The organism is uncultured Oscillibacter sp. (assembly GCF_910584465.1).
GTDB lineage: Bacteria > Bacillota > Clostridia > Oscillospirales > Oscillospiraceae > Oscillibacter.
In genome coordinates this window covers 13,253-31,182 of the sequence record NZ_CAJUBK010000026.1, presented here as the reverse complement: position 1 = coordinate 31,182, position 17,930 = coordinate 13,253, and the positions used below count along the sequence as shown (strand labels likewise).

Sequence of the window (17,930 nt, the reverse complement as noted above, 5' to 3'; positions counted from 1 at the left end):
GGGATGAAGCGCAGGGCGATGGACATGATCATGGTCAGCTCATGGACCGGCACATGGAAGCGCTTCAGGCCGCTCAGCAGCCGCTCCAGCCCGTCGGTGAGGCTGATGGGGCTGGTGGTGTAGGTCATGAGGAAGGTCCCCATGATGAGCAGCATGATGCGCAAGATCATGAACGCGGCGTTCCGCAGGCCCGTGTCCGTGATGTGGAACGGCCCCCAGGCCCAGAGCTCACCCTCCCCGGGGGTGAAGAACAGGTTCAAGATCCCGGTGAAGACGATGATGAACAGCACCGGCTTCAGGCCCTTCACCAGGGCCCTGAGCCCGACCTTCGAGATCCGGACGCAGGCGGCCAGCACCAGGGCCATCAGGCCGTAGGCCAGGAAGCTGCCGGCGGTGAACAGCGCCGTGATGTACAGCACCACCAGCAAGATCTTCGTCCGGGGGTCCAGCTTGTGGGCCGGGGTGTCCCCCGGGAAATACTGCCCCAGGGTGATGTCTTTCAGCATGCCGCTCCTCCCCCTCCCAGGGCCAGGAGCTGCTGCTCCAGGGCCTCCACGGTGTAGACGGCGGGGTCGATGTCCACGCCCCGCTCCCGCAGGGCCATGGCCACCCGGGTGATCTGGGGCACGTCCAGTCCGGCGGAGAGGAGCTCCTCCGCCCTGGCGAAGACCTCCGCTGGAGCGCCGCTCATGAGGACATGGGCGGACTTCAGGACCAGGATGCGGTCCGCGTTCCGGGCGATCTCGTCCATATTGTGGCTGACCAGAATGATGGTGGTCCCCTTGTTCCGGTGGTACTCCCGGATGTTGGCCATCAGATCGTCCCGCCCCGCCGGGTCCAGGCCCGCCGTGGGCTCGTCCAGCACCAGGACCTTCGGCTCCATGGCCAGCACCCCCGCCAGGGCCGCCCGGCGCTTCTGCCCGCCGGAGAGCTCGAAGGGGGAGCGGTCCAGCTGCCCGTCCCGCAATCCCACCAGGCGGGCGGCCTCCCGGACGGCGCGGTCCAGCGCGTCCCCGGTCTTGCCCTGGTTCCGGGGGCCGAAGGAGATGTCCCGATAGACCGTCTCCTCGAAGAGCTGGTACTCCGGGTACTGGAACACCAGGCCCACCTGGAAGCGGACGTCCCGGATCTTCTTCGGCTCGGCCCAGATGTCCCTCCCGTCCAGCAGGACCTGCCCGCTGGTGGGCCGGAGGAGGCCGTTCAGATGCTGGATCAGGGTGGATTTCCCGGACCCGGTGTGGCCGATGATCCCCAGGAACTCCCCCTGCTCCACGGCGAAGCTGACGTCCTCCACCGCGCTGCGCCGGAAGGGCGTCCCGATGCCGTAGGTATGGGTCAGGTTTTTGATCTCCAGGATCGACAAGGCTCTGTCCCTCCGTCCATATCACTTCAGCGCCGCGGCCACGGCGGCGGCGCACTCCTCCACGCCCAGGGCGTCCAGGGGCACGTCCCAGCCGCGGCGGCGCAGGCGGTCCAGCAGGTCCACGGTGTCCGGCACCGTCAGCCCCAGGTGCCGCAGCCGGTTCACCTGGCGGAACACCTCCTGCGGCGTCCCGTCCAGGTCCACCCGGCCGTCGTTCATGACGATGACCCGGCCGGCCCCCTCCGCCTCGTCCATGTGGTGGGTGATGAGGACCACGGTGATCCCCTTCTCCCGGTTCAGGCGGTGGACGGTGGAGAGCACCTCCCGCCGCCCCGTGGGGTCCAGCATGGCGGTGGCCTCGTCCAGGACGATGCACTCCGGCTCCATGGCGATGACCCCGGCGATGGCGACGCGTTGCTTCTGCCCGCCGGAGAGGAGGTGCGGCGCGTGGGTGACGAACTCCTCCATGCCCACGGCCTCCAGCGCGGCGTCCACCCGCTTCCGGATCTCCTCCGTGGGCACGCCCAGGTTCTCCGGGGCGAAGGCCACGTCCTCCTCCACCACGTTGGCCACGATCTGGTCGTCCGGGTTCTGGAACACCATGCCCACCCGCTGGCGGACCGCCAGGAGCAGGCTTTGGTCCAGGGTGTCCATCCCCTCCACGTAGACCTTCCCCCCGGCGGGGAGCAGGACCGCGTTGAAGGTCTTGGCCAACGTGGACTTCCCGGAGCCGTTGTGCCCCAGGATGACCACGAAGCTGCCCTTCTCGATGGTGATGTCCACGCCCCGCAGGGCATACACCGCTTTTTGCCCCTCGTCCGCCGGGTAGGCGAACCGGAGGCTCTCCGTCCGAATCATCTCGTTCATCTGCGGCCTCTCCTCCCCGCCCGCTCACAGGACCACCGCCCCGTGGCCCCGCAGGGCAGGGCCAGGCCCGTCTCCCTCACGGGGAGCCCCAGCTCGTCCCAGGTGCACTCCCCGCCATGTCTCTTTTTGACCAGCAGCTCCAGCAGGTATCCCAGCACCGACGGGGCCAGGCCCGTGGTGTAGGAGTTGATGAGCACGAACAGCGGCTCGTCCGACAAAGCGCCGGCGCAGAGCTCCACGAAGGGGTACAGGTCCTCCTCCAGCTTCCAGACCTCGCCGCCGGGGCCCCGGCCATAGCTGGGCGGGTCCATGACGATGGCGTCGTAGGTCTTCCCCCGGCGGATCTCCCGCTCCACGAACTTCGCGCAGTCGTCCACGATCCAGCGGACGGGCGCCTCCGCCAGGCCGGACAGCCTCGCGTTCTCCCGGGCCCAGGTCACCATGCCCTTGGCCGCGTCCACATGGCAGACGCTGGCCCCGGCCTTGGCGCAGGCCAGGGTCGCCCCGCCGGTGTAGGCGAACAGGTTCAGCACCCGGATGGGCCGGCCGGCGCCGCGGATCTTCTCGGCCATGAAGTCCCAGTTCACCGCCTGCTCCGGGAAGAGGCCGGTGTGCTTGAAGTTCATGGGCTTCACCTGGAAGGTCAGAGCGCCGTAGCGGATCTTCCAGCTCTCCGGCAGGGCCTCCTTCTCCCAGTGCCCGCCGCCGGTGGAGGAGCGGAGGTATCTCCCGTCCGCCTTCCGCCAGGCGGGATGCCGCCGGGGCGTCTCCCAGATGGCCTGCGGGTCCGGGCGGACCAATACCTGCCGGTCCCAGCGCTCCAGCCGCTGGCCGCACCCGCAGTCCAAAAGCTCATAGTCCTCCCATCGATCCGCGATCCACATGGCCGTCCCTCCTCGTCCTCTCACGATCATAAAACCAAATCATTATACCGCCCTATGGGGCATCTCGTCAACCATACATTGCCGGATTTGGGCAGGAGCCACAAAAAGTTTCCATCTTGGGGAACGATCGGGCATCCCCTCTTGACATATATAGGCATTCGATATATTATATAGGCAGTCGATATATCAGAGCGAGAGATGCCAAATGAGGAGGCTGCCTATGGAACTGGAGAAAAGCCTGGTCAGCGGGAGCATGTCCCTGCTGGTGCTGAAGCTGCTGGAGGACGGGGACCTGTACGGCTATCAGATGATCGAAGAGCTCCGCCGGAGGAGCGACGACACCTTCCGCCTCCGGGCGGGGACGCTGTACCCCCTCCTCCACGGCCTGGAGGAGAAGGGCTGCGTCACCGCCTACGAGCGGACGGCGGACAGCGGCAAGGCCCGCCGCTATTACCACCTGACGGAGCGGGGGCGGGACGTCCTCCGGGAGAAGGAGGACGCCTGGGACGCCTACGCCCGGGCCGTGGGCCGGGTGCTGAAGGGGGGCGCGTGCCTTGCCTGAGACGATCCAAGCCTACCTGGAGGCGGTCCAGGCGCAGATCCGCTGGAAGCGGGCCCGGCCCGTCCTGATCCAGGAGCTGGAGCGGCACCTGGAGGACCAGCGGGACGATCTTCTAAAAGAGGGCAAGCCGGCGGAGGAAGCGGAGCGGCTGGCGGTGGAGGACATGGGGGATCCGGTGACGGTGGGGACGGAGCTGGACGCCGTCCACCGGCCCCGGCCCCAGTGGGGGCTGCTGGGGCTGACCTTCGCCCTGGCGCTGACGGGGACGGTCCTGCGGGCGTTCTTCTTCCGCGCCGATCCCCATACCCTCAGCATCTATGTGCTGGCGAGGACCTTCGCCTCCCTGGGCCTGGGCGCGGCGGCGATGCTGGGGCTGTACCTCCTGGACGTCTCCCGGCTGGCCCGGCACGGCAGGGCCCTGTACATCGCCGTACTGCTCCTGGGCGGGGGGATGTTCCTGCTCTCCGTGAGCCAAGCCCCCTTCCGGTCCCCCGGCTCCTACCGTCTCCTCTTTTATCTCTCCCAGACCTTCCCGGTCGTCTATGCCCTATGGATATATACACGGCGGGGCGGACGATGGAGAGGCTTCTCCCTTTCCATCGCCGGAGGCGTCCCCCTGGCGATCGTCTGCGCCATATATCCCAGCATGACCAACCTGATCCTGCTTTCCCTCAGCGTCCTCGTGCTGATGCTCCTCGCCGCAGGGCAGGACTGGTTCGGCGTGGGACGCCGGAAGGGGCTGTGCGTGGTCCTGGGGGCCGCCTCCGGCCTCCTGGCCTATCTGTTCTCCCGGGGCTATCACACCGCGTTCCTGGAAAGGATACAGATCGCCCTCCATCCGGAGCTGGACCCGCTGGGCAGAGGCTTCTGCAGCTGGATGTTCTACATGTTCTGGGAGGATGTCCGCCCCTTCCAAGACCATCTGGGCACTGCCGGCATCGGCGGGATCGCTGTCGTCCGCGGGCCCAACGGCCGGGAATGGGGGGCCATGGACTTTGGCTGCAACTTCCTCCCCGCCGAGCTGGCCAGATCCTGGGGCTGGGTCCCTCTCCTCCTGCTGCTGGCGGCGCTGACGGCCCTGCTCCTCTGGCTGCTGGTGAAGGGGCTGCGGCAAACGTACCTGCTGGGCCGCTTCGTGGTCCTGGCGGTGGTCATCTCCCTGGCGGTCCAGACGCTGTTCAGCGTGATGCTGAACTTCGGCCTCGTCCTCTCCTTCGCCAGCCTGCCGCTGATGGTCGGGGATCTGCAGACGGTCGTCGACATGGCCCTCATCGGCCTGGCGCTGTCGGTGTTCCGGGGCGGGTCCATCGCCCGGGAGGATCCCGCCCGGCCGCTCCGGCAGAGGAAGCGGCTGCGGATAAAGGTCGAGTACCAGTGAAGGATGCCTCCCCGCCATATGGCGGGGAGGCATCCTTCATGCAGAGTGTCGAAACAGTAGAGGAAACTTCTTCGGCGGGGAGGCGTCCTTCACGCCTTTTTGATAGGGTGCCGGATCACGGTCCTCCGCTTCTCCGGCGGGACCTTCCGGGCGTCAGAGAGGTAGATCTCATGGTGCCGGCGGGCCTCGCTCAGGTCGCCGGCATAGCCCCGCTCCCGGATGAACGCGTCCATCGCCGCCACCGACTCCGGCTCGTCGTCATAGGGCCCCACATGCATCATCTGGACGCAAAGCCCCTCCTCCACCGTCCAAAACTTCGCGGCGGAGCAGTCCAGCCCCTTCTTCCGGGAGGCGGTCTCCACCGCCCAGGCCAGATCCGCCGGGGCAATGAAGTCCGGCAGGCGGATGGCGGAGGTCCAGAGGAAGCCGTCCTTGTCCCCATAGTCGATGCTCCCTCCCCCCTTCTGCCGCCAGAAGCCCTCCAGGGGCGGGACCACGTACTCGAAGGCGCCCTCGATGCGCCGGCCGGTCCGGGCGCTCATCTTCAGGGTGTAGGCCACGGCGTACAGCACGCCTATGGCCCGCTGGTAGGCCCCGCCCTCCTCGTTGGGGTCCCCCGCCCCTTCCACGGCGACATAGTTCATCGCCGGGACCGTCACGATCTCCGGCCTCCTCTTCGGCAGGTAAAACTCCTTGAACTCCTTTTTGAAATCGAACGCCATCGCGGATCCTCCTCCATACTTGATGTCCCATAGTTTACCATATCCCGCAGGGGACGCAAGCGCCGATCGATCCCCTCTCGGAAATCCGCGCCAAAATATTGACTAACGGCGGATCTTCCGGTATAATTAAGAAGATGTCTAGCGAGGACCCCGCGCCGCGGCCCCGACGGGCGGCGGCATCCTTTTACATCCCTCTCCGACAAAAAACGACGAAAGGAAACTGCCATGCGTCCGATCCGACTCCCCAAACGCTTCCTATCCGGCCTGCTGGCCGGGGCCCTGTCCCTCACCCCCGCCATGGCCTTCACCGACACCGGCGGCCACTGGGCCGAGCCCGCCATCGACAAGTGGAGCCAGGAATACGGCGTGCTCCAGGGCTATGACGACGGCTCCTTCCGGCCCGACGCCTCCATCACCCGGGGCGCTTTCGCCGGGATCCTGGACCGCTTCCTCCAGTTCCAGTCCGCCGCGCCGGCGGGGACCTTCTCCGACACCGCGGGGAGCCGCTGGGAGGACGCCATCCTGAAGCTCAACGCCGCCGGCGTCTACCTGGGCAGCGGCGGCAAGGCCCTGCCGGGGGACAGCATCACCCGCCAGCAGGCCATGACCATGGTGGCGCGGGCCTTCCGGCTGGGGGGCCTGGACAGCGCCCTCCCCTATCCCGACGAGGCCCAGGTGGCGGATTACGCCCGCCCCTACATCGCCGAGCTCACCGTCCGGGGCTGGATCCCCGTCGCGGAGGGAGGCGGCTTCCGCCCCACCGAGCCCATGACCCGGGCGGAGCTGGTGTCCCTGCTGGACAACATGATCCAGGTCCTGATCCAGGACGGCGAGGCCTGGTCCGGCGACGTGGAGGGCAGCCTCCTCATCAACGCCGCGGAGGGCGCCGCATTGTCGAACATGACCATCTCCGGCGACCTCCTCATCGCCCCCGGCGTCACCGGGCCCGTCATCCTCGACGGCGTGACCATCCAGGGGGAGCTCCGCAACTTCAGCTCCGTCACGCCCCAGATCCTCGATGCCCTGCCGGCCGCTCCCGTCACGCCGGAGCCGCCCGGCGAACAGCCCCCCGACGAGCAGCAGCCCCCCTTCCCCGCGGAGATCGGGACGCCCGGCTCCGGGGAGGAGACGGACTGGGGCATCGTGGTGGTGCTCCCTACGCCGGGCCCCGGCGATCCCGACGGCACCGATCCCGAGCAGCCCGTCTATCCCGGCATCCAGCCCAGCGAGGTCTATGCCCCCGGCGTGACCACCGGACAGACCATCGACTACGACGGCCGGCAGATCCCCGTCTACGCGGGCACGGAACAAAGCCGGCTCTACCCCGGCGACTTCGCCTGGTCCGTGGAAAAGCCGGGCCGCCTGGTCTACAACGGCTCCGTCTTCCGCACCCGCTTCGGCATCGACGTCTCCGCTTACCAGAACCGGGCCAGCGCGGACGAGGCCATCGATTGGCAGGCCGTCCGGGACGACGGCGTGGAGTTCGCCATGGTCCGCATCGGCCTCCGGGGCTACTCCTCCGGCAAGCTCGCGGAGGACGCGTTCTACCGCCAGAACATCCAGGGCGCGATGGATGCCGGGATCGAGACCGGCGTGTACTTCTTCGCCCAAGCCGTCACCGTGGAGGAGGCCATCGAGGAGGCGGATTTCGTCATCGAGCGTCTCCGGGGGCTGGGCATCGACGGCCCGGTGGCTTACGACTGGGAGATGGGCGACTCCTCTTACCGGGTCTACGGCATCGCGCCGGAGATGGCCACGGCCTGCGCCGTTGCCTTCTGCGAACGCATCCGGGAGGCGGGCTACACGCCCATGATCTATCAGAGCTCCTACGTCGCCTACATGAAATACGACCAGGGCGCCCTCGCTCCCTATCTCCAATGGTATCCCGAATATAAGAGCGAGAGCTCCGAGAAGCTGTATCCCCAGCTGTATTACCAGCCGGACTACTGGCAATTCTCCAGCAAATGCTCCATCGCCGGCATCGGCGGCAATGTGGACGTGAACCTCCAGTTCATCCCCTGGTCCTGACGGACGGCAGGGAGCGGCCGGGCGGCGATGCCCTCCGGCCGCTCCCATGCTTTTTTGCGGGGCAGGTAAACAGCCCGCCGGGGGCCGCAGAGGCCCGGCAGATCGCCGGGCCCCTGCGGCAGATCATCTCCGCTTCACGGGATAGCAGACCTCGGTGACGAACTCGTCCGGGTCCCGGGTATCGTGGGGGCTGACGTGGTAGATGTCGAAGAAGGTGCCGTCAAAGGTCCAGCCGTTGTCCTCCACCCAGGCGGCCACAGCCTCGTTTACCGCGCCGAACTGATCGTAACTCCCACGGAAGGTAGCGGAGGCCACCTGCACCGCCGGGACGGTCTTGAACTTCACGTGCTCCGTGTCCGCATACGACCCCACCACGCTCTTCTGGATCTCCACGTCCACGTCCTGTTCCTTGAACTCACCGTCGTGGAAAATCGCCGTGCAGAGAGCCGGGTCGCCGTCCTGGATGTTCATCCGGGCGGTCTCCTGGCAGTAGATGTGCCACAGGTCCCCCTCCCTTTCGTAGGAGGGGAGGATCTGCCGCACGCTGGCTACCTGCCGCTCCGGCAGGGTCTTGATGGTCACGTCGTATTTCATCATAGTTTCATCCTTTCTCAGCCGCTCCAGGGCTGTATCCAGAAGCCGCAGCCGCCGCTCCGCCTCCTCCATGGCCTCCCAGGCCGAGGCCCGCTGAAGGCGCAGGCAGCGCTCCAGCGCCCCGGGATCGTCATAGCACCCCAGCACCTCCCGGACCGCGGCCAGGGGGAAGCCCATGTCCCGGAGGGCCCGGATGCGGGCGGCGACGGGGAGCTGGCGCTCGCTGTAGTAGCGGTAGCCGGTGAAAGGGTCGATGGATGCCGGGGCCAGGAGCCCGGCCTCGGCGTAGCGGCGCAGGGAGCGGATGCTGACTCTGGATAGTTTTGAGAATTCGCCGATCTTCAGCATAGGGATCCCTCCACAACGTTGTGAGATTTGAGCTCAGGTACAGCATAAGCCCTCGCCCCGGGGGAGAGTCAAGGGGGCATCGGGAAAAAACAGAGAAAAATTTTCAGGGAAAATTTGAGGAAAAATCTCGGAAACCCTTGACAAGACCTATGGTCATCTGCTATAGTACCATTTGTCCGTTACGGATGGATGACATGGCGGCATAGCTCAGTTGGCTAGAGCATGCGGTTCATACCCGCAGTGTCCCCGGTTCAAATCCAGGTGCCGCTACCAAGAATCCCATGGGATGCCTTGCGGCGTCCCATGGGGTCCCGTCCCTCCTTCCCTTCCCTGCGGTCTCCTCAAAGGTCCGCAGATCATTGCAGGAGAGGAAGGGCGAAGGATCGGAGCACCGTATTTCGCCGGAGGCGGGAACGGAACGGATCTCGCCATGATGACGGCCCGTTGGTCAAGTGGTTAAGACACGGCCCTTTCACGGCTGTAACATGGGTTCGAATCCCGTACGGGTCACCACCCCATAAGGCGCCGTGATGTGCGGCGTCTTATGGGCAGGAAAATTCGATAGGTATCCGGAGGCTTAGCTCAGCTGGTTAGAGCGCATGCTTCACACGCATGAGGCCACTGGTTCGAGTCCAGTAGTCTCCACCAGAGGAAACCCTAGAACTGCAACGGTTCTAGGGTTTCCTCGTGTTTTGTGCTCATTTCGTTTGTTAGTAACGTGTTAGTAACGGTGAGGCAAGTGCATTTTGTGTCAGTGCTTCACAACAGCGGAGTAATAAGCCGCCAGCTTGTCGTCAACAGCGCCTTTATCATTCAGCCAGAACGCTTTGACAATATCAACATAGGCTTCTATACTATTGATGCCATACTTTGCCAAGGTAGGGTCAATGCTACTATAGACCTCGTTCATGGCTATCCAAAACCTGTGTGGGGCCCCGCCTATGTTCATCTGCGCCATGACACGTTTGATCTGGTCGATGCTCCAGTGAGGCCCGATACTGCCGTCAGCGTTCCGCAAAAAGGACGCCCACTTTTGAGCCATCTCCTTTGTGAGGCCGCAATGTGGGCAAGCGTTTTTTGCCTCTACGATTTCTCTACTTATTCGCTCCATCTTGCAGTCCTCCGGTCTTCCTTATCAAATCCTCCTATTACAATTAATTGTAATTAGGAGGATTTGATATGTCTATTCTGGGAGCAGTGATCGTCCCCCATCCGCCGCTGATCATCCCCACGGTGGGACGCGGGCGGAGGACAGGAGGTCCAGACTACCATTGACGCCTACCGGACCGCCGCAAAGCAGGTGGCCGCATGGGAGCCGGAGGTGCTGATCATCACTTCACCCCATCAGGTCATGTACGCCGACTACTTCCACATCTCTCCGGGCCGGGGTGCCGCCAGAGGCATGTCCGCCTTCGGTGCGGCCCAAACCAAACTGCGTGTGGAGTACGACGCTCCGCTGCGGGACGAGATCATCCGCCGTGCGGAGTCTGCCGGTCTCCGGGCCGGGATGCTGGGAGAGCGGGACCCGTCTTTGGACCACGGCACCTTCCTGCCCTTGTATTTCCTCCGGGAGGCCGGGGTGGACTGCCCCATCCTCCGCATTGGCCTGTCCGGGTCCTCTCCCCTGGACCACTACCGGCTGGGCCAGTGCATTGCTCAGGCGGTGGAGGCTCTGGGGCGCAGAGCTGCGTTCATCGCCAGCGGAGATCTGTCCCACAAGCTGCGGGAGGACGGACCCTACGGCTTTGCCCCGGAGGGTCCGGAGTTCGACCGGCCGATCACCGAGGCTATGGCGGCGGGGGATCTCCTCTGATCCCTCACGATGGACCCTGCTCTCTGTGACCGGGCGGCGGAGTGCGGTCTGCGCTCTTTCCAGATCATGGCGGGGGCGCTGGACGGATTGGCTGTGGAGTCAAAGCTCCTCAGCTACGAGGGCGTCACCAGCGTAGGCTACGGAGTGGCCACGTTTACTGTCACCGGCCCGGACGAGGACCGCCGCTTTGGGGAGCGGTGCGCTGAACTGGAGCGCACCCGGCTGGCGGAGAAAAAGGTCTCCGAGGATGCCTGGGTCAAGCTGGCCTGGCTGTCTCTGGAGACCTTTGTGAAAACTGGAAAGCGGCTGAAGCGTCTGCCGGGCGGTCTGCCCGCCGAAATGACCGCCCAGACTGCGGGGCCTTCGTCTCCCTCCTTGTCCACGGCCAACTCCGAGGCTGCATCGGCACTACCGGGCCAACCACCGAGAGCGTGGCCTGGGAAATCGTGCAGAACGCCGTTTCCGCCTGTTCCCGAGACCCGCGTTTCCCGCCAGTGACAGTTTCAGAGCTGGGCAGCCTGGAATACAGTGTGGATGTGCTGGGCCAGCCGGAGCCCATCTCCTCTCCGGCAGAGCTGGATGTGAAAAAGCACGGCGCGATCGTCTCCTGCGGCGGTCGTCGCGGCCTGCTGCTGCCCGATTTGGAGGGCGTGGACACGGTGGAGCAGCAGATCGGCATCGCCCGGCAGAAGGGCGGCATCAGCTCCCGGGAGGAGTACACCTTGGAGCGGTTTGAGGTGGTGCGGCACACATGATCTGCGGATCGTGTTTTCACCACTGTGCCTTATCCGAAGGCCAGACTGGCCTCTGCCGGGCCAGAGCCTGTCGGGACAGAGCCGTCGTCCCTCTGAACTACGGCAAAGTGACCAGTCTGGCCTTGGGCCCCATCGAGAAGAGACCCCTGCGGCGGTTCCGCTCCGGAAGTTCGATCATGTCTGTGGGCAGCTTTGGGTGCGATCTGCGCTGTCCCTTCTGCCAGGGCCACGAGATTCCCATGGCCGGAGAGGGGAAGCTTGAGACGGTGGAACTCTCACCGGAGGCGCTGGCGGATAAAGCGCTGGAACTGCGGGCAACATCGGAGCGGCCTACACTTACAACGAGCCGTTGGTGGGCTATGAGTACGTCCGGGACTGCGCTGTCCTGCTCCGTGAGCGGGGGATGCTCAACGTCCTGGTCACCAACGGCACCGTCGAAGCGGCCCCCCTGGCGGGAACTGCTGCCGCTGATCGACGCTGCCAACATCGACCTGAAGGGCTTCACGCCTGAGTGGTACAAGAGGCTGGGTGGTGATCTGGAGACAGTGAAGAGATTTGTCACCCTGGCAGCAGGGCAGTGTCATGTGGAGGTGACCACGCTTTTAGTCCCCGGTGAGGATGACAGCGTAGAGGGGATCAACGCATTAGCCCAATGGCTGGCCTCGGTGGATCGGGACATCCCTCTGCACCTGTCCCGGTCCTTCCCAAGATACCGGATGATGGATAGGCCGCCCACGCCGGTAGAGCGGGTGTACCAACTGACAGATGCGGCGAGGGAGTATCTGACGTTTGTCTATACGGGGAATTGCTGATCTGCTTTTGGTTGCTGTTTTTCAGGAAAGGCCGGCGATCGTCATGGAACATCACCGTCTGTGAATAGGGTCCCGGCAAACACTGGAGAGAAATTTGCGGATCAAATAAAGCGATGTTTTACCATCGAGCGTATCGGCATGAAAATTCGAACAGCCTGATGGCCCGATCCCCTGCACAAGCCAGGTGTCGGGCCATCAGGCTCTTGTGTTCATGAAAAGTCTCCGCACAGGTCTTTATGGGATCGCTCTCCACATCTGTTGTAACAGCTCTGGATCTGTCTCTCCATCCTATCGTTCAAAACAGGCGGAGATCCTCTCCGACCGATCCGATATAAGCCCCATCACGGGCTTCCGGCGCATCGGCATGGGAAAGCAGCCATTTGTTCCTGGCCCACAGCATGTCGTCTTCCGCTGTCTTCGGCACTATTGAGGGAATGTCCGTGTTCGTCCCTCTGGGAAGGACGATGGAGACCTGAAAAGTACATCCACTTTTCGGACTGCAAGGCGCGTAATGCAGCGTTATGGCGTACAGCTCCACCGCGCTGCCGGCAGGGACATAAAATGCCTTGACGCAGTCCGTGTGGAGCTTTCCGCCCTCAATTTCCTGTTCCCGCGCTAAGAGCAGCACCGCGTCCGACGCAAACACGTCGACCTCAGGATCCCGGTGATACTCCAGGCAGTTCAGCGTGGCGTTGCAGCCGCTGCAATAACCGATCTGGATGGGCATCCCTCCGTAGGAACGATCCGCCAGCTCCTTGGCTGCCGGAAGCCGTTCCAGCTCCGGGGCCGAGGGCACATAGAGAACGGTATCCTTCGGGCAGGCCGTTCCCCGCAGCACCTCCAAAAACTCCGAAAAGTCATATCCCTCTACAATTTTTCCATAGGGGCGAAATGACGCTGAATAGACCGATCCAATCTCCATATACGACCACCCTCCCGCTTTTAATACTTCCGGTCCTGAAACAGGACTTTTGGCGCATCCGCCGTAAACACGCTTTCATCGGTGATGATGCGAAGGGGCAGCTCGTTCCCCTGCATCAGATCCGTGACCGCTTTCATCAGCTGAGGCCCCAGGAGCGGATTGCACTCCACCACACAATTCATGTTCCCGCTTTGCAGCGCCCGGAGGGCGTCCGCGGTCCCGTCGATCGACATGATCTTCACATCCGTACCCGGCCGCATCCCCTCTTCCAGCAGCACTTCAACAGCGCCCAGGGCCATATCATCATTGTGCGCGTAGATCGCGTCGATGTCCCAGGGTTGTCTGGAGAGGTACTCCCGTACAGCCACACGTCCGCCCTCCCTTGCGAATTCACCGCACGTGGAATAGACAAGTTTACAGTTCTCCGATCCATTGAGGGTCGATCCAAATCCCGCTTTCCGATCCTGTGCCGGCGACGAACCCTCCGTCCCCCGCAGTTCCATGACACGGACTTCCTCCATCTCCGCTGTCTCGTTCATCAGCCAGCGGGCACAGCGGCGTCCCTCCTCTTCAAAATCCGCCCCGATGAAGGAGGTATACAGCTCCTCCCCTGCGTCCACCATCCGGTCTACAAGCAGGACGGGGATCCCCGCCGCCCGCGCTTCCTCCAGGGCCGTCAGCCAGCCCTCCGCCACAACGGGTGAAACGATGATCACATCCATTCCCTGCGCAATGAATTCCCGTACCAGCTCCGTCTGCTCCTCCACCAAGGGCTGTGTGAACTCCATCGTCAGGTCAATATCGAAGTCCTTCGCCGCCTGGCGGATGGATCCCGTGCAGGCCTCCCGCCAATGGCTCTCCTCCTCGATCTGGGCATACCCCACCCGAATGACAGAGGGACGTTCCTGGACCGGCGTTCCTCTTTGGTAGTCCGCCGCGTTGTCCTGCCGGATCTGGTGGCTGCGCAGGATGATCTGCTTTGGAATGCCGCTGACCTGATCGATGATGTCTACCGCATACCGGATCGCCTCGGTCCCGCCGGTGGGGCAGGTGACCGTGGCGTCGATCAGTCCCTGTTCCACCAGCTGCAAGCCGCCGTTCTCGCCGGAAAAACCGTCCAGCCCCACGATCTGGATCCCTTGGATGTCCAGCTCCTCCAGCGCCAGGCGGGCCCCATAGGCCATGTAGTCGTTGTGGGCAAAGATCACATCGATGTCCTTCAGCACCTCCGGTCCCGCCAGGAGGGTGTCCTCCGCACAGTCCCGTGTGGCCTCCGACAGGTCGATGGAACGGGTCGTCACCTGGGCTTCTGAGACCGTCTTCACAAATTCCGCGCTGCGGCTCTCGCTGGCAAAGGAGTCGTTTTTCAGCTCCAGGACCGAGGCATTGGAGATCCCCCGCTCTCCCAAGAGCTCCAGCACCGTTTTGCCCGCCTGGCGGCCGATGAGGTCGTTGTCCGGCCCGATAAACAGAGAATAGTTATAACCCTCCACGGCCCGGTCCATCACGATGACCGGGATTTCCTCATAGACGCCGCCGATCACCGGGGTCAGGGCCTCCACGTCGCTGGGGGAGATGATCAGCAGGTCGATGTCATAGCTCATCAGCCGCTCCACATCCTCCGCCTGCTTTTCGCTGTCCCCGGCGGCGTCCGTGATGACCAGGCGGACGCCCTCGTACTTTTTCGCCTCCGCCTCCAATTCGTCCTTCAGCACCAGCCGCCACTGCTCCCGCAGGTTTGCCAGGGAAACGCCGATCACACAGTCGATGCTGGTGCATCGCGCCGAGCAGCCGGAGAGGCCCGCCGCCAGCGCGGCCAGGCATAGAAATACCGCCAGCCCTCTTTTTACACGCCTCATTTCGTGCCTCCCTGCTCCAGGATATTTTTCCGGTACTCCACGGGGGAAATGCCCAGGGCCCGCTTGAAGGCGCTGCTGAAATAATGCTGAGAGCTGTATCCGGTCCTCTGCGCGATCTCGTACATCTTGAGATGCTGGTCTTGCAGAAGCCGTATGGCCTCTTTCATCCGCTTCCCGGTCAGATAAGAGCCGAAGGTGTCGCCGGTCTCCTGGTGAAAGACCCGGCTCAGATACTGCGGAGTCACATACAGCGCGTCCGCGGCGGCCTGGAGGGAAAAATCGCTGTTCCCCCAGCGCCTGTCAATGATCCGGATCGCCTCGGTCACCATATCGGAATACCGCTGGTGCGCTTTGTACTCCTGCATGGCCTGCTCCACCACCTCCGGGAACTCCGAGAGGCTCACGCCCTTCCGCTGGACCAGCTCCACCTTCAGCAGCAGATGACCTTCGATGGGTGTGACCAGCTCGTGAGCCAATTTTTCCCACCGATCCTGGGGGAGCACCTCCGAGATCATGGCCAGCGCCGAATCCTCTGTCTGAAACGTCAGCACCGGGCAGTAGGGAGCAAATACTTCCTGGACAATGTTGTCACAGCCATAAAGCAGCAGCTCCGGCTCCCAATCCGTGATGCTGGCCTTTTGTGACGGATCGTTGCGCAGATGCAAAACCGTCACCCAATAGGGAAGGGGGATCTGGATATCCAGATACTTCATCCGGTCTTCGATCTCCAATCGATCCATGCTGCCCCGCAGCCACCGGCGAAAGAAATCGTTGAGCAGGGACGGCCGGTTCCGCTCCAGCTGCTGCGTCAGCCAATCCATGTATCTCCTGGACATTGCCCGGTCGTCCAGGCGGCTTATCGCCTTGTCCAGCACCGCGAAAAACGGCTCCTCCATGATGGGCTTGAGCAGGTAATCCGCCACGCCAAGCTGCAGGGCCTTCTGGGCGAAGGCAAAATCATCATAGCCCGTGACGATGATGATCTCCGCATCCGGCAGCAGCTGTTTTGCCTCTTTGATAAATGCGAAGCCGTCCACGAAGGGCATATTGATATCCACCAGCATCAGATCAGGCCGGGTCTTGGCCGCCTCTTCCAGTGCGATCTCGCCGTCCTCCGCCAGCGCCGCCACCTCTAACTTGGGGTGCTGGGACACCATGCCCGCCAGCCCCCGGCGGATGATGTCCTCATCGTCCGCGATCAAAATCTTATACATCCGACACCTCCTGGACCGGCAGGCAGACCGTCACTTCCGTAAACGTCCCCTCTTCGCTGTCTATCTGAACGCCGTAGGGCGGGCCGTAGGACAACCGGATCCGCTCCGCGATATAGGACAGGCCGAAGCCCCCTTTTTGACGCTCCCGGGGCTCGCTCCGGCGGATGCTCTCCAACCGCTCCGGAGGGATCCCGGCGCCGTCGTCCCAAACGGAGAGGAACAGGGCCTCGTTTTCCACTCTGGCCGTCACCCGGACCTGTCCCCCACCCCGCTTCATCTTGACCCCGTGGTAGATCGCGTTTTCGACTAACGGCTGCAAGATCAGCTTTGGGACAACGAGCTGATCGTACTCGTTCGGTATTTCCATCGCGTACCGCAGGCGGTCCTGGTAGCGGACCTTTTGGATATAGAGGTAATTCGCCGCGTGGCTCTTTTCTTCCCGGAGGGTGATATAATCCCGGCCGCTGGACAGGCCCACCCGGAACATATTCGTCAGCGCGTCCACCAGGCGCACCACGTCCAGGGCGTCCTGCGCCCGGGCCATCCAGCTGATCGTATCCAGCGTGTTATACAGGAAATGGGGCTTGATCTGCTCCTGGAGGCTTTTCAGCTGCGCCTCCAAACGGATCTGCTTCTCCTCATAAAGCTCATGGATCAGCTCACCGATGTGCTCCAGCATATGGTTGAACGAGGAGCCCAGCACGCCGATCTCATCCTGGTGCCTCGCGTCAAAGCGCACGGAGAAGTCGCCCTCCTCCGCTTTTGACATCAGCCTGCTCAATTTGGAAATCGGGCGCGTCACCGTGGCGGAGATCCCCAGGGACACCACCACGACCAGCAGCAGACAGACCGCGATGCAGATGCACAGCGCCTGATAGACCGGGCGGATGCTGGCGGAGAACTCCAGCTCCGGGATCACGCCTACTACCCGCCAGCCGGAATAGCTGCTGGAGTGATTCGTAATGAAATAATCGGTATCGTGGATCCGTACCGTGCTCCGATCGGCCTCCGTCTGCTGAAAGCTCTCCCGGTCGATCCGGTAGACAATGGCGCTGGAGGGGGTGTATACGATGTCGGTCTCATCCACCACGAACAAAAAGCCGTCCTCGCCGATGGACACCCGGTTGATCAGCTGCTGGATCATGTCGTGCCGGATGTCGAACATGACGACGCCCCGGCAGGAGCCGCCGTCGCCAAAGGAAAAGGCCTTGACCAGGGCGAAGATGGTGTCGGAGCTGTCGTTCAGATTGCCCATCACGTTCCGCCCCACCGCGCTGCCCAGCACTCCCAGCCGGCCCTGGCGCTCCACGGCGTACTGCCACCAGTACTGGTCCTCGAACCGGTCCCGGGAGATGCGGCTCATGCCGGCGCCGAAATACTGCTCGTCCTCATAGGCGATGCAAAAGCCCGCGATCTCGGGGTAGGCGTCCAATATGGAACCTGCCAAGCGCCGGAGCGTCTGGATCTGGACGCTGTCGTCCACAGGCGCGGCGCTGCCCTCGTCGATCACCAGGTCCATCAGCTTTTCGATCGTGCTGATGTAAATATCCAGAGAAGCGCTGGTCTGGCGCACCATCTGCAAGGTCAGCCGGCCGGACTGCCGGCTGATGTTTTTGACGAACACCGTGGCCGTGAGGACGGAGAGCACCAGCAGAGGGATCAGCGCCACCAGCATGGTGCTCAAGACCAGCTTGCTGCGGAATTTCAGATCGCCGAATGCGGTGATGATACGCTTCATCTTTTCACTCCCCCAAAGAGATCTTCCCGCCCATCCTATCAAATCGCAGAGCGTAAATCAAGCAAGCCGCA

17 protein-coding genes and 3 tRNA genes are annotated in these 17,930 nt (G+C 63.4%); 9 read left to right on the top strand and 11 right to left on the bottom strand.

The window, feature by feature from the left end:
- The 4 genes from QZ332_RS07860 to QZ332_RS07845 all read right to left on the bottom strand — a co-directional run.
- Nucleotides 1-506 (bottom strand): energy-coupling factor transporter transmembrane protein EcfT (locus QZ332_RS07860; RefSeq protein WP_295764279.1); only part of this gene is annotated, 506 nt, incomplete at its 3' end.
- Nucleotides 500-1,363, bottom strand: coding sequence for an energy-coupling factor transporter ATPase (locus QZ332_RS07855; RefSeq protein ID WP_295764278.1), 864 nt, complete (start codon nt 1,361-1,363; stop codon nt 500-502). The genes QZ332_RS07860 and QZ332_RS07855, both read right to left, overlap by 7 nt.
- Nucleotides 1,364-1,384: 21 nt before the next feature.
- Entirely contained in the window at nt 1,385-2,230 is an 846-nt protein-coding gene (locus QZ332_RS07850) for an energy-coupling factor transporter ATPase (protein WP_295764277.1), read from the bottom strand.
- On the bottom strand, nt 2,227-3,114 hold the full coding sequence (locus QZ332_RS07845) for a class I SAM-dependent methyltransferase (RefSeq protein ID WP_295764276.1): 888 nt from the start codon (nt 3,112-3,114) through the stop codon (nt 2,227-2,229). The genes QZ332_RS07850 and QZ332_RS07845 overlap by 4 nt, the downstream gene beginning before the upstream one ends.
- Before the next feature lie 220 nt (nt 3,115-3,334).
- On the opposite strand from QZ332_RS07845, the gene QZ332_RS07840 reads away from it, so the two are divergent.
- Both QZ332_RS07840 and QZ332_RS07835 read left to right on the top strand, forming a co-directional pair.
- The gene (locus QZ332_RS07840) at nt 3,335-3,676 is read left to right on the top strand and encodes a PadR family transcriptional regulator (protein ID WP_295764275.1); all 342 of its coding nucleotides are present in this window, start codon (nt 3,335-3,337) and stop codon (nt 3,674-3,676) included.
- Nucleotides 3,669-5,054 (top strand): permease prefix domain 1-containing protein, encoded by a 1,386-nt coding sequence (locus QZ332_RS07835; RefSeq protein WP_295764274.1) that lies wholly within the window; start codon nt 3,669-3,671, stop codon nt 5,052-5,054. The genes QZ332_RS07840 and QZ332_RS07835 overlap by 8 nt, the downstream gene beginning before the upstream one ends.
- A gap of 89 nt (nt 5,055-5,143) precedes the next feature.
- Here QZ332_RS07835 and QZ332_RS07830 read toward each other — a convergent pair whose 3' ends face one another.
- Nucleotides 5,144-5,776 carry a GyrI-like domain-containing protein gene (locus tag QZ332_RS07830; protein WP_295764273.1) on the bottom strand — a complete coding sequence of 211 codons (633 nt, stop codon included), beginning with the start codon at nt 5,774-5,776 and terminating at the stop codon, nt 5,144-5,146.
- A gap of 225 nt (nt 5,777-6,001) precedes the next feature.
- Here QZ332_RS07830 and QZ332_RS07825 point away from each other — a divergent pair, with 225 nt between their 5' ends.
- A complete protein-coding gene (locus QZ332_RS07825) occupies nt 6,002-7,804 on the top strand; it encodes a GH25 family lysozyme (protein WP_295764272.1) in 1,803 nt (600 codons plus the stop codon).
- Between the two features lie 123 nt (nt 7,805-7,927).
- Here QZ332_RS07825 and QZ332_RS07820 read toward each other — a convergent pair whose 3' ends face one another.
- The gene (locus tag QZ332_RS07820; protein WP_295764271.1) at nt 7,928-8,746 is read right to left on the bottom strand and encodes a MerR family transcriptional regulator; all 819 of its coding nucleotides are present in this window, start codon (nt 8,744-8,746) and stop codon (nt 7,928-7,930) included.
- Between the two features lie 196 nt (nt 8,747-8,942).
- Here QZ332_RS07820 and QZ332_RS07815 point away from each other — a divergent pair.
- The 3 genes from QZ332_RS07815 (at nt 8,943) to QZ332_RS07805 (ending at nt 9,394) form a co-directional block, all read left to right on the top strand.
- Nucleotides 8,943-9,019: transfer RNA gene (locus QZ332_RS07815), tRNA-Met, on the top strand.
- A 165-nt stretch (nt 9,020-9,184) separates the two neighbouring features.
- A tRNA-Glu gene (locus QZ332_RS07810) sits at nt 9,185-9,259 on the top strand.
- Nucleotides 9,260-9,317: 58 nt separating this feature from the next.
- Nucleotides 9,318-9,394, top strand: a tRNA-Val gene (locus QZ332_RS07805).
- 103 nt (nt 9,395-9,497) lie between these two features.
- Here the strand turns inward: QZ332_RS07805 and QZ332_RS07800 are convergent.
- Nucleotides 9,498-9,857: a hypothetical protein gene (locus QZ332_RS07800; RefSeq protein ID WP_295764270.1), complete on the bottom strand. Its 360-nt coding sequence runs from the start codon at nt 9,855-9,857 to the stop codon at nt 9,498-9,500.
- Nucleotides 9,858-10,046: 189 nt separating this feature from the next.
- Here QZ332_RS07800 and QZ332_RS13815 point away from each other — a divergent pair, with 189 nt between their 5' ends.
- From QZ332_RS13815 to QZ332_RS07790, 3 genes are all read left to right on the top strand, one after another.
- On the top strand, nt 10,047-10,559 hold the full coding sequence (locus tag QZ332_RS13815; RefSeq protein WP_363323967.1) for a class III extradiol dioxygenase subunit B-like domain-containing protein: 513 nt from the start codon (nt 10,047-10,049) through the stop codon (nt 10,557-10,559).
- Between the two features lie 251 nt (nt 10,560-10,810).
- Entirely contained in the window at nt 10,811-11,314 is a 504-nt protein-coding gene (gene amrA, locus QZ332_RS13810; protein WP_367116656.1) for an AmmeMemoRadiSam system protein A, read from the top strand.
- A 176-nt stretch (nt 11,315-11,490) separates the two neighbouring features.
- The gene (locus QZ332_RS07790; protein WP_363323968.1) at nt 11,491-12,126 is read left to right on the top strand and encodes a radical SAM protein; all 636 of its coding nucleotides are present in this window, start codon (nt 11,491-11,493) and stop codon (nt 12,124-12,126) included.
- 295 nt (nt 12,127-12,421) lie between these two features.
- On the opposite strand, the gene QZ332_RS07785 is transcribed toward QZ332_RS07790, so the two are convergent.
- From QZ332_RS07785 to QZ332_RS07770, 4 genes are read right to left on the bottom strand one after another with little or no spacing between them, the layout of a single operon-like run.
- A complete protein-coding gene (locus QZ332_RS07785; protein WP_295764269.1) occupies nt 12,422-13,048 on the bottom strand; it encodes a DUF4867 family protein in 627 nt (208 codons plus the stop codon).
- A 20-nt stretch (nt 13,049-13,068) separates the two neighbouring features.
- Nucleotides 13,069-14,907, bottom strand: a complete 1,839-nt coding sequence (locus QZ332_RS07780) for a substrate-binding domain-containing protein (RefSeq protein ID WP_295764268.1) — start codon at nt 14,905-14,907, stop codon at nt 13,069-13,071.
- The gene (locus QZ332_RS07775) at nt 14,904-16,121 is read right to left on the bottom strand and encodes a response regulator (protein WP_295764267.1); all 1,218 of its coding nucleotides are present in this window, start codon (nt 16,119-16,121) and stop codon (nt 14,904-14,906) included. Before QZ332_RS07775 ends, QZ332_RS07780 begins: the two co-directional genes overlap by 4 nt.
- Complete coding sequence (locus QZ332_RS07770) at nt 16,114-17,859, bottom strand: sensor histidine kinase (protein ID WP_295764266.1); 1,746 nt, start codon at nt 17,857-17,859, stop codon at nt 16,114-16,116. Before QZ332_RS07770 ends, QZ332_RS07775 begins: the two co-directional genes overlap by 8 nt.
- Between the last annotated feature and the right edge of the window lie 71 nt (nt 17,860-17,930).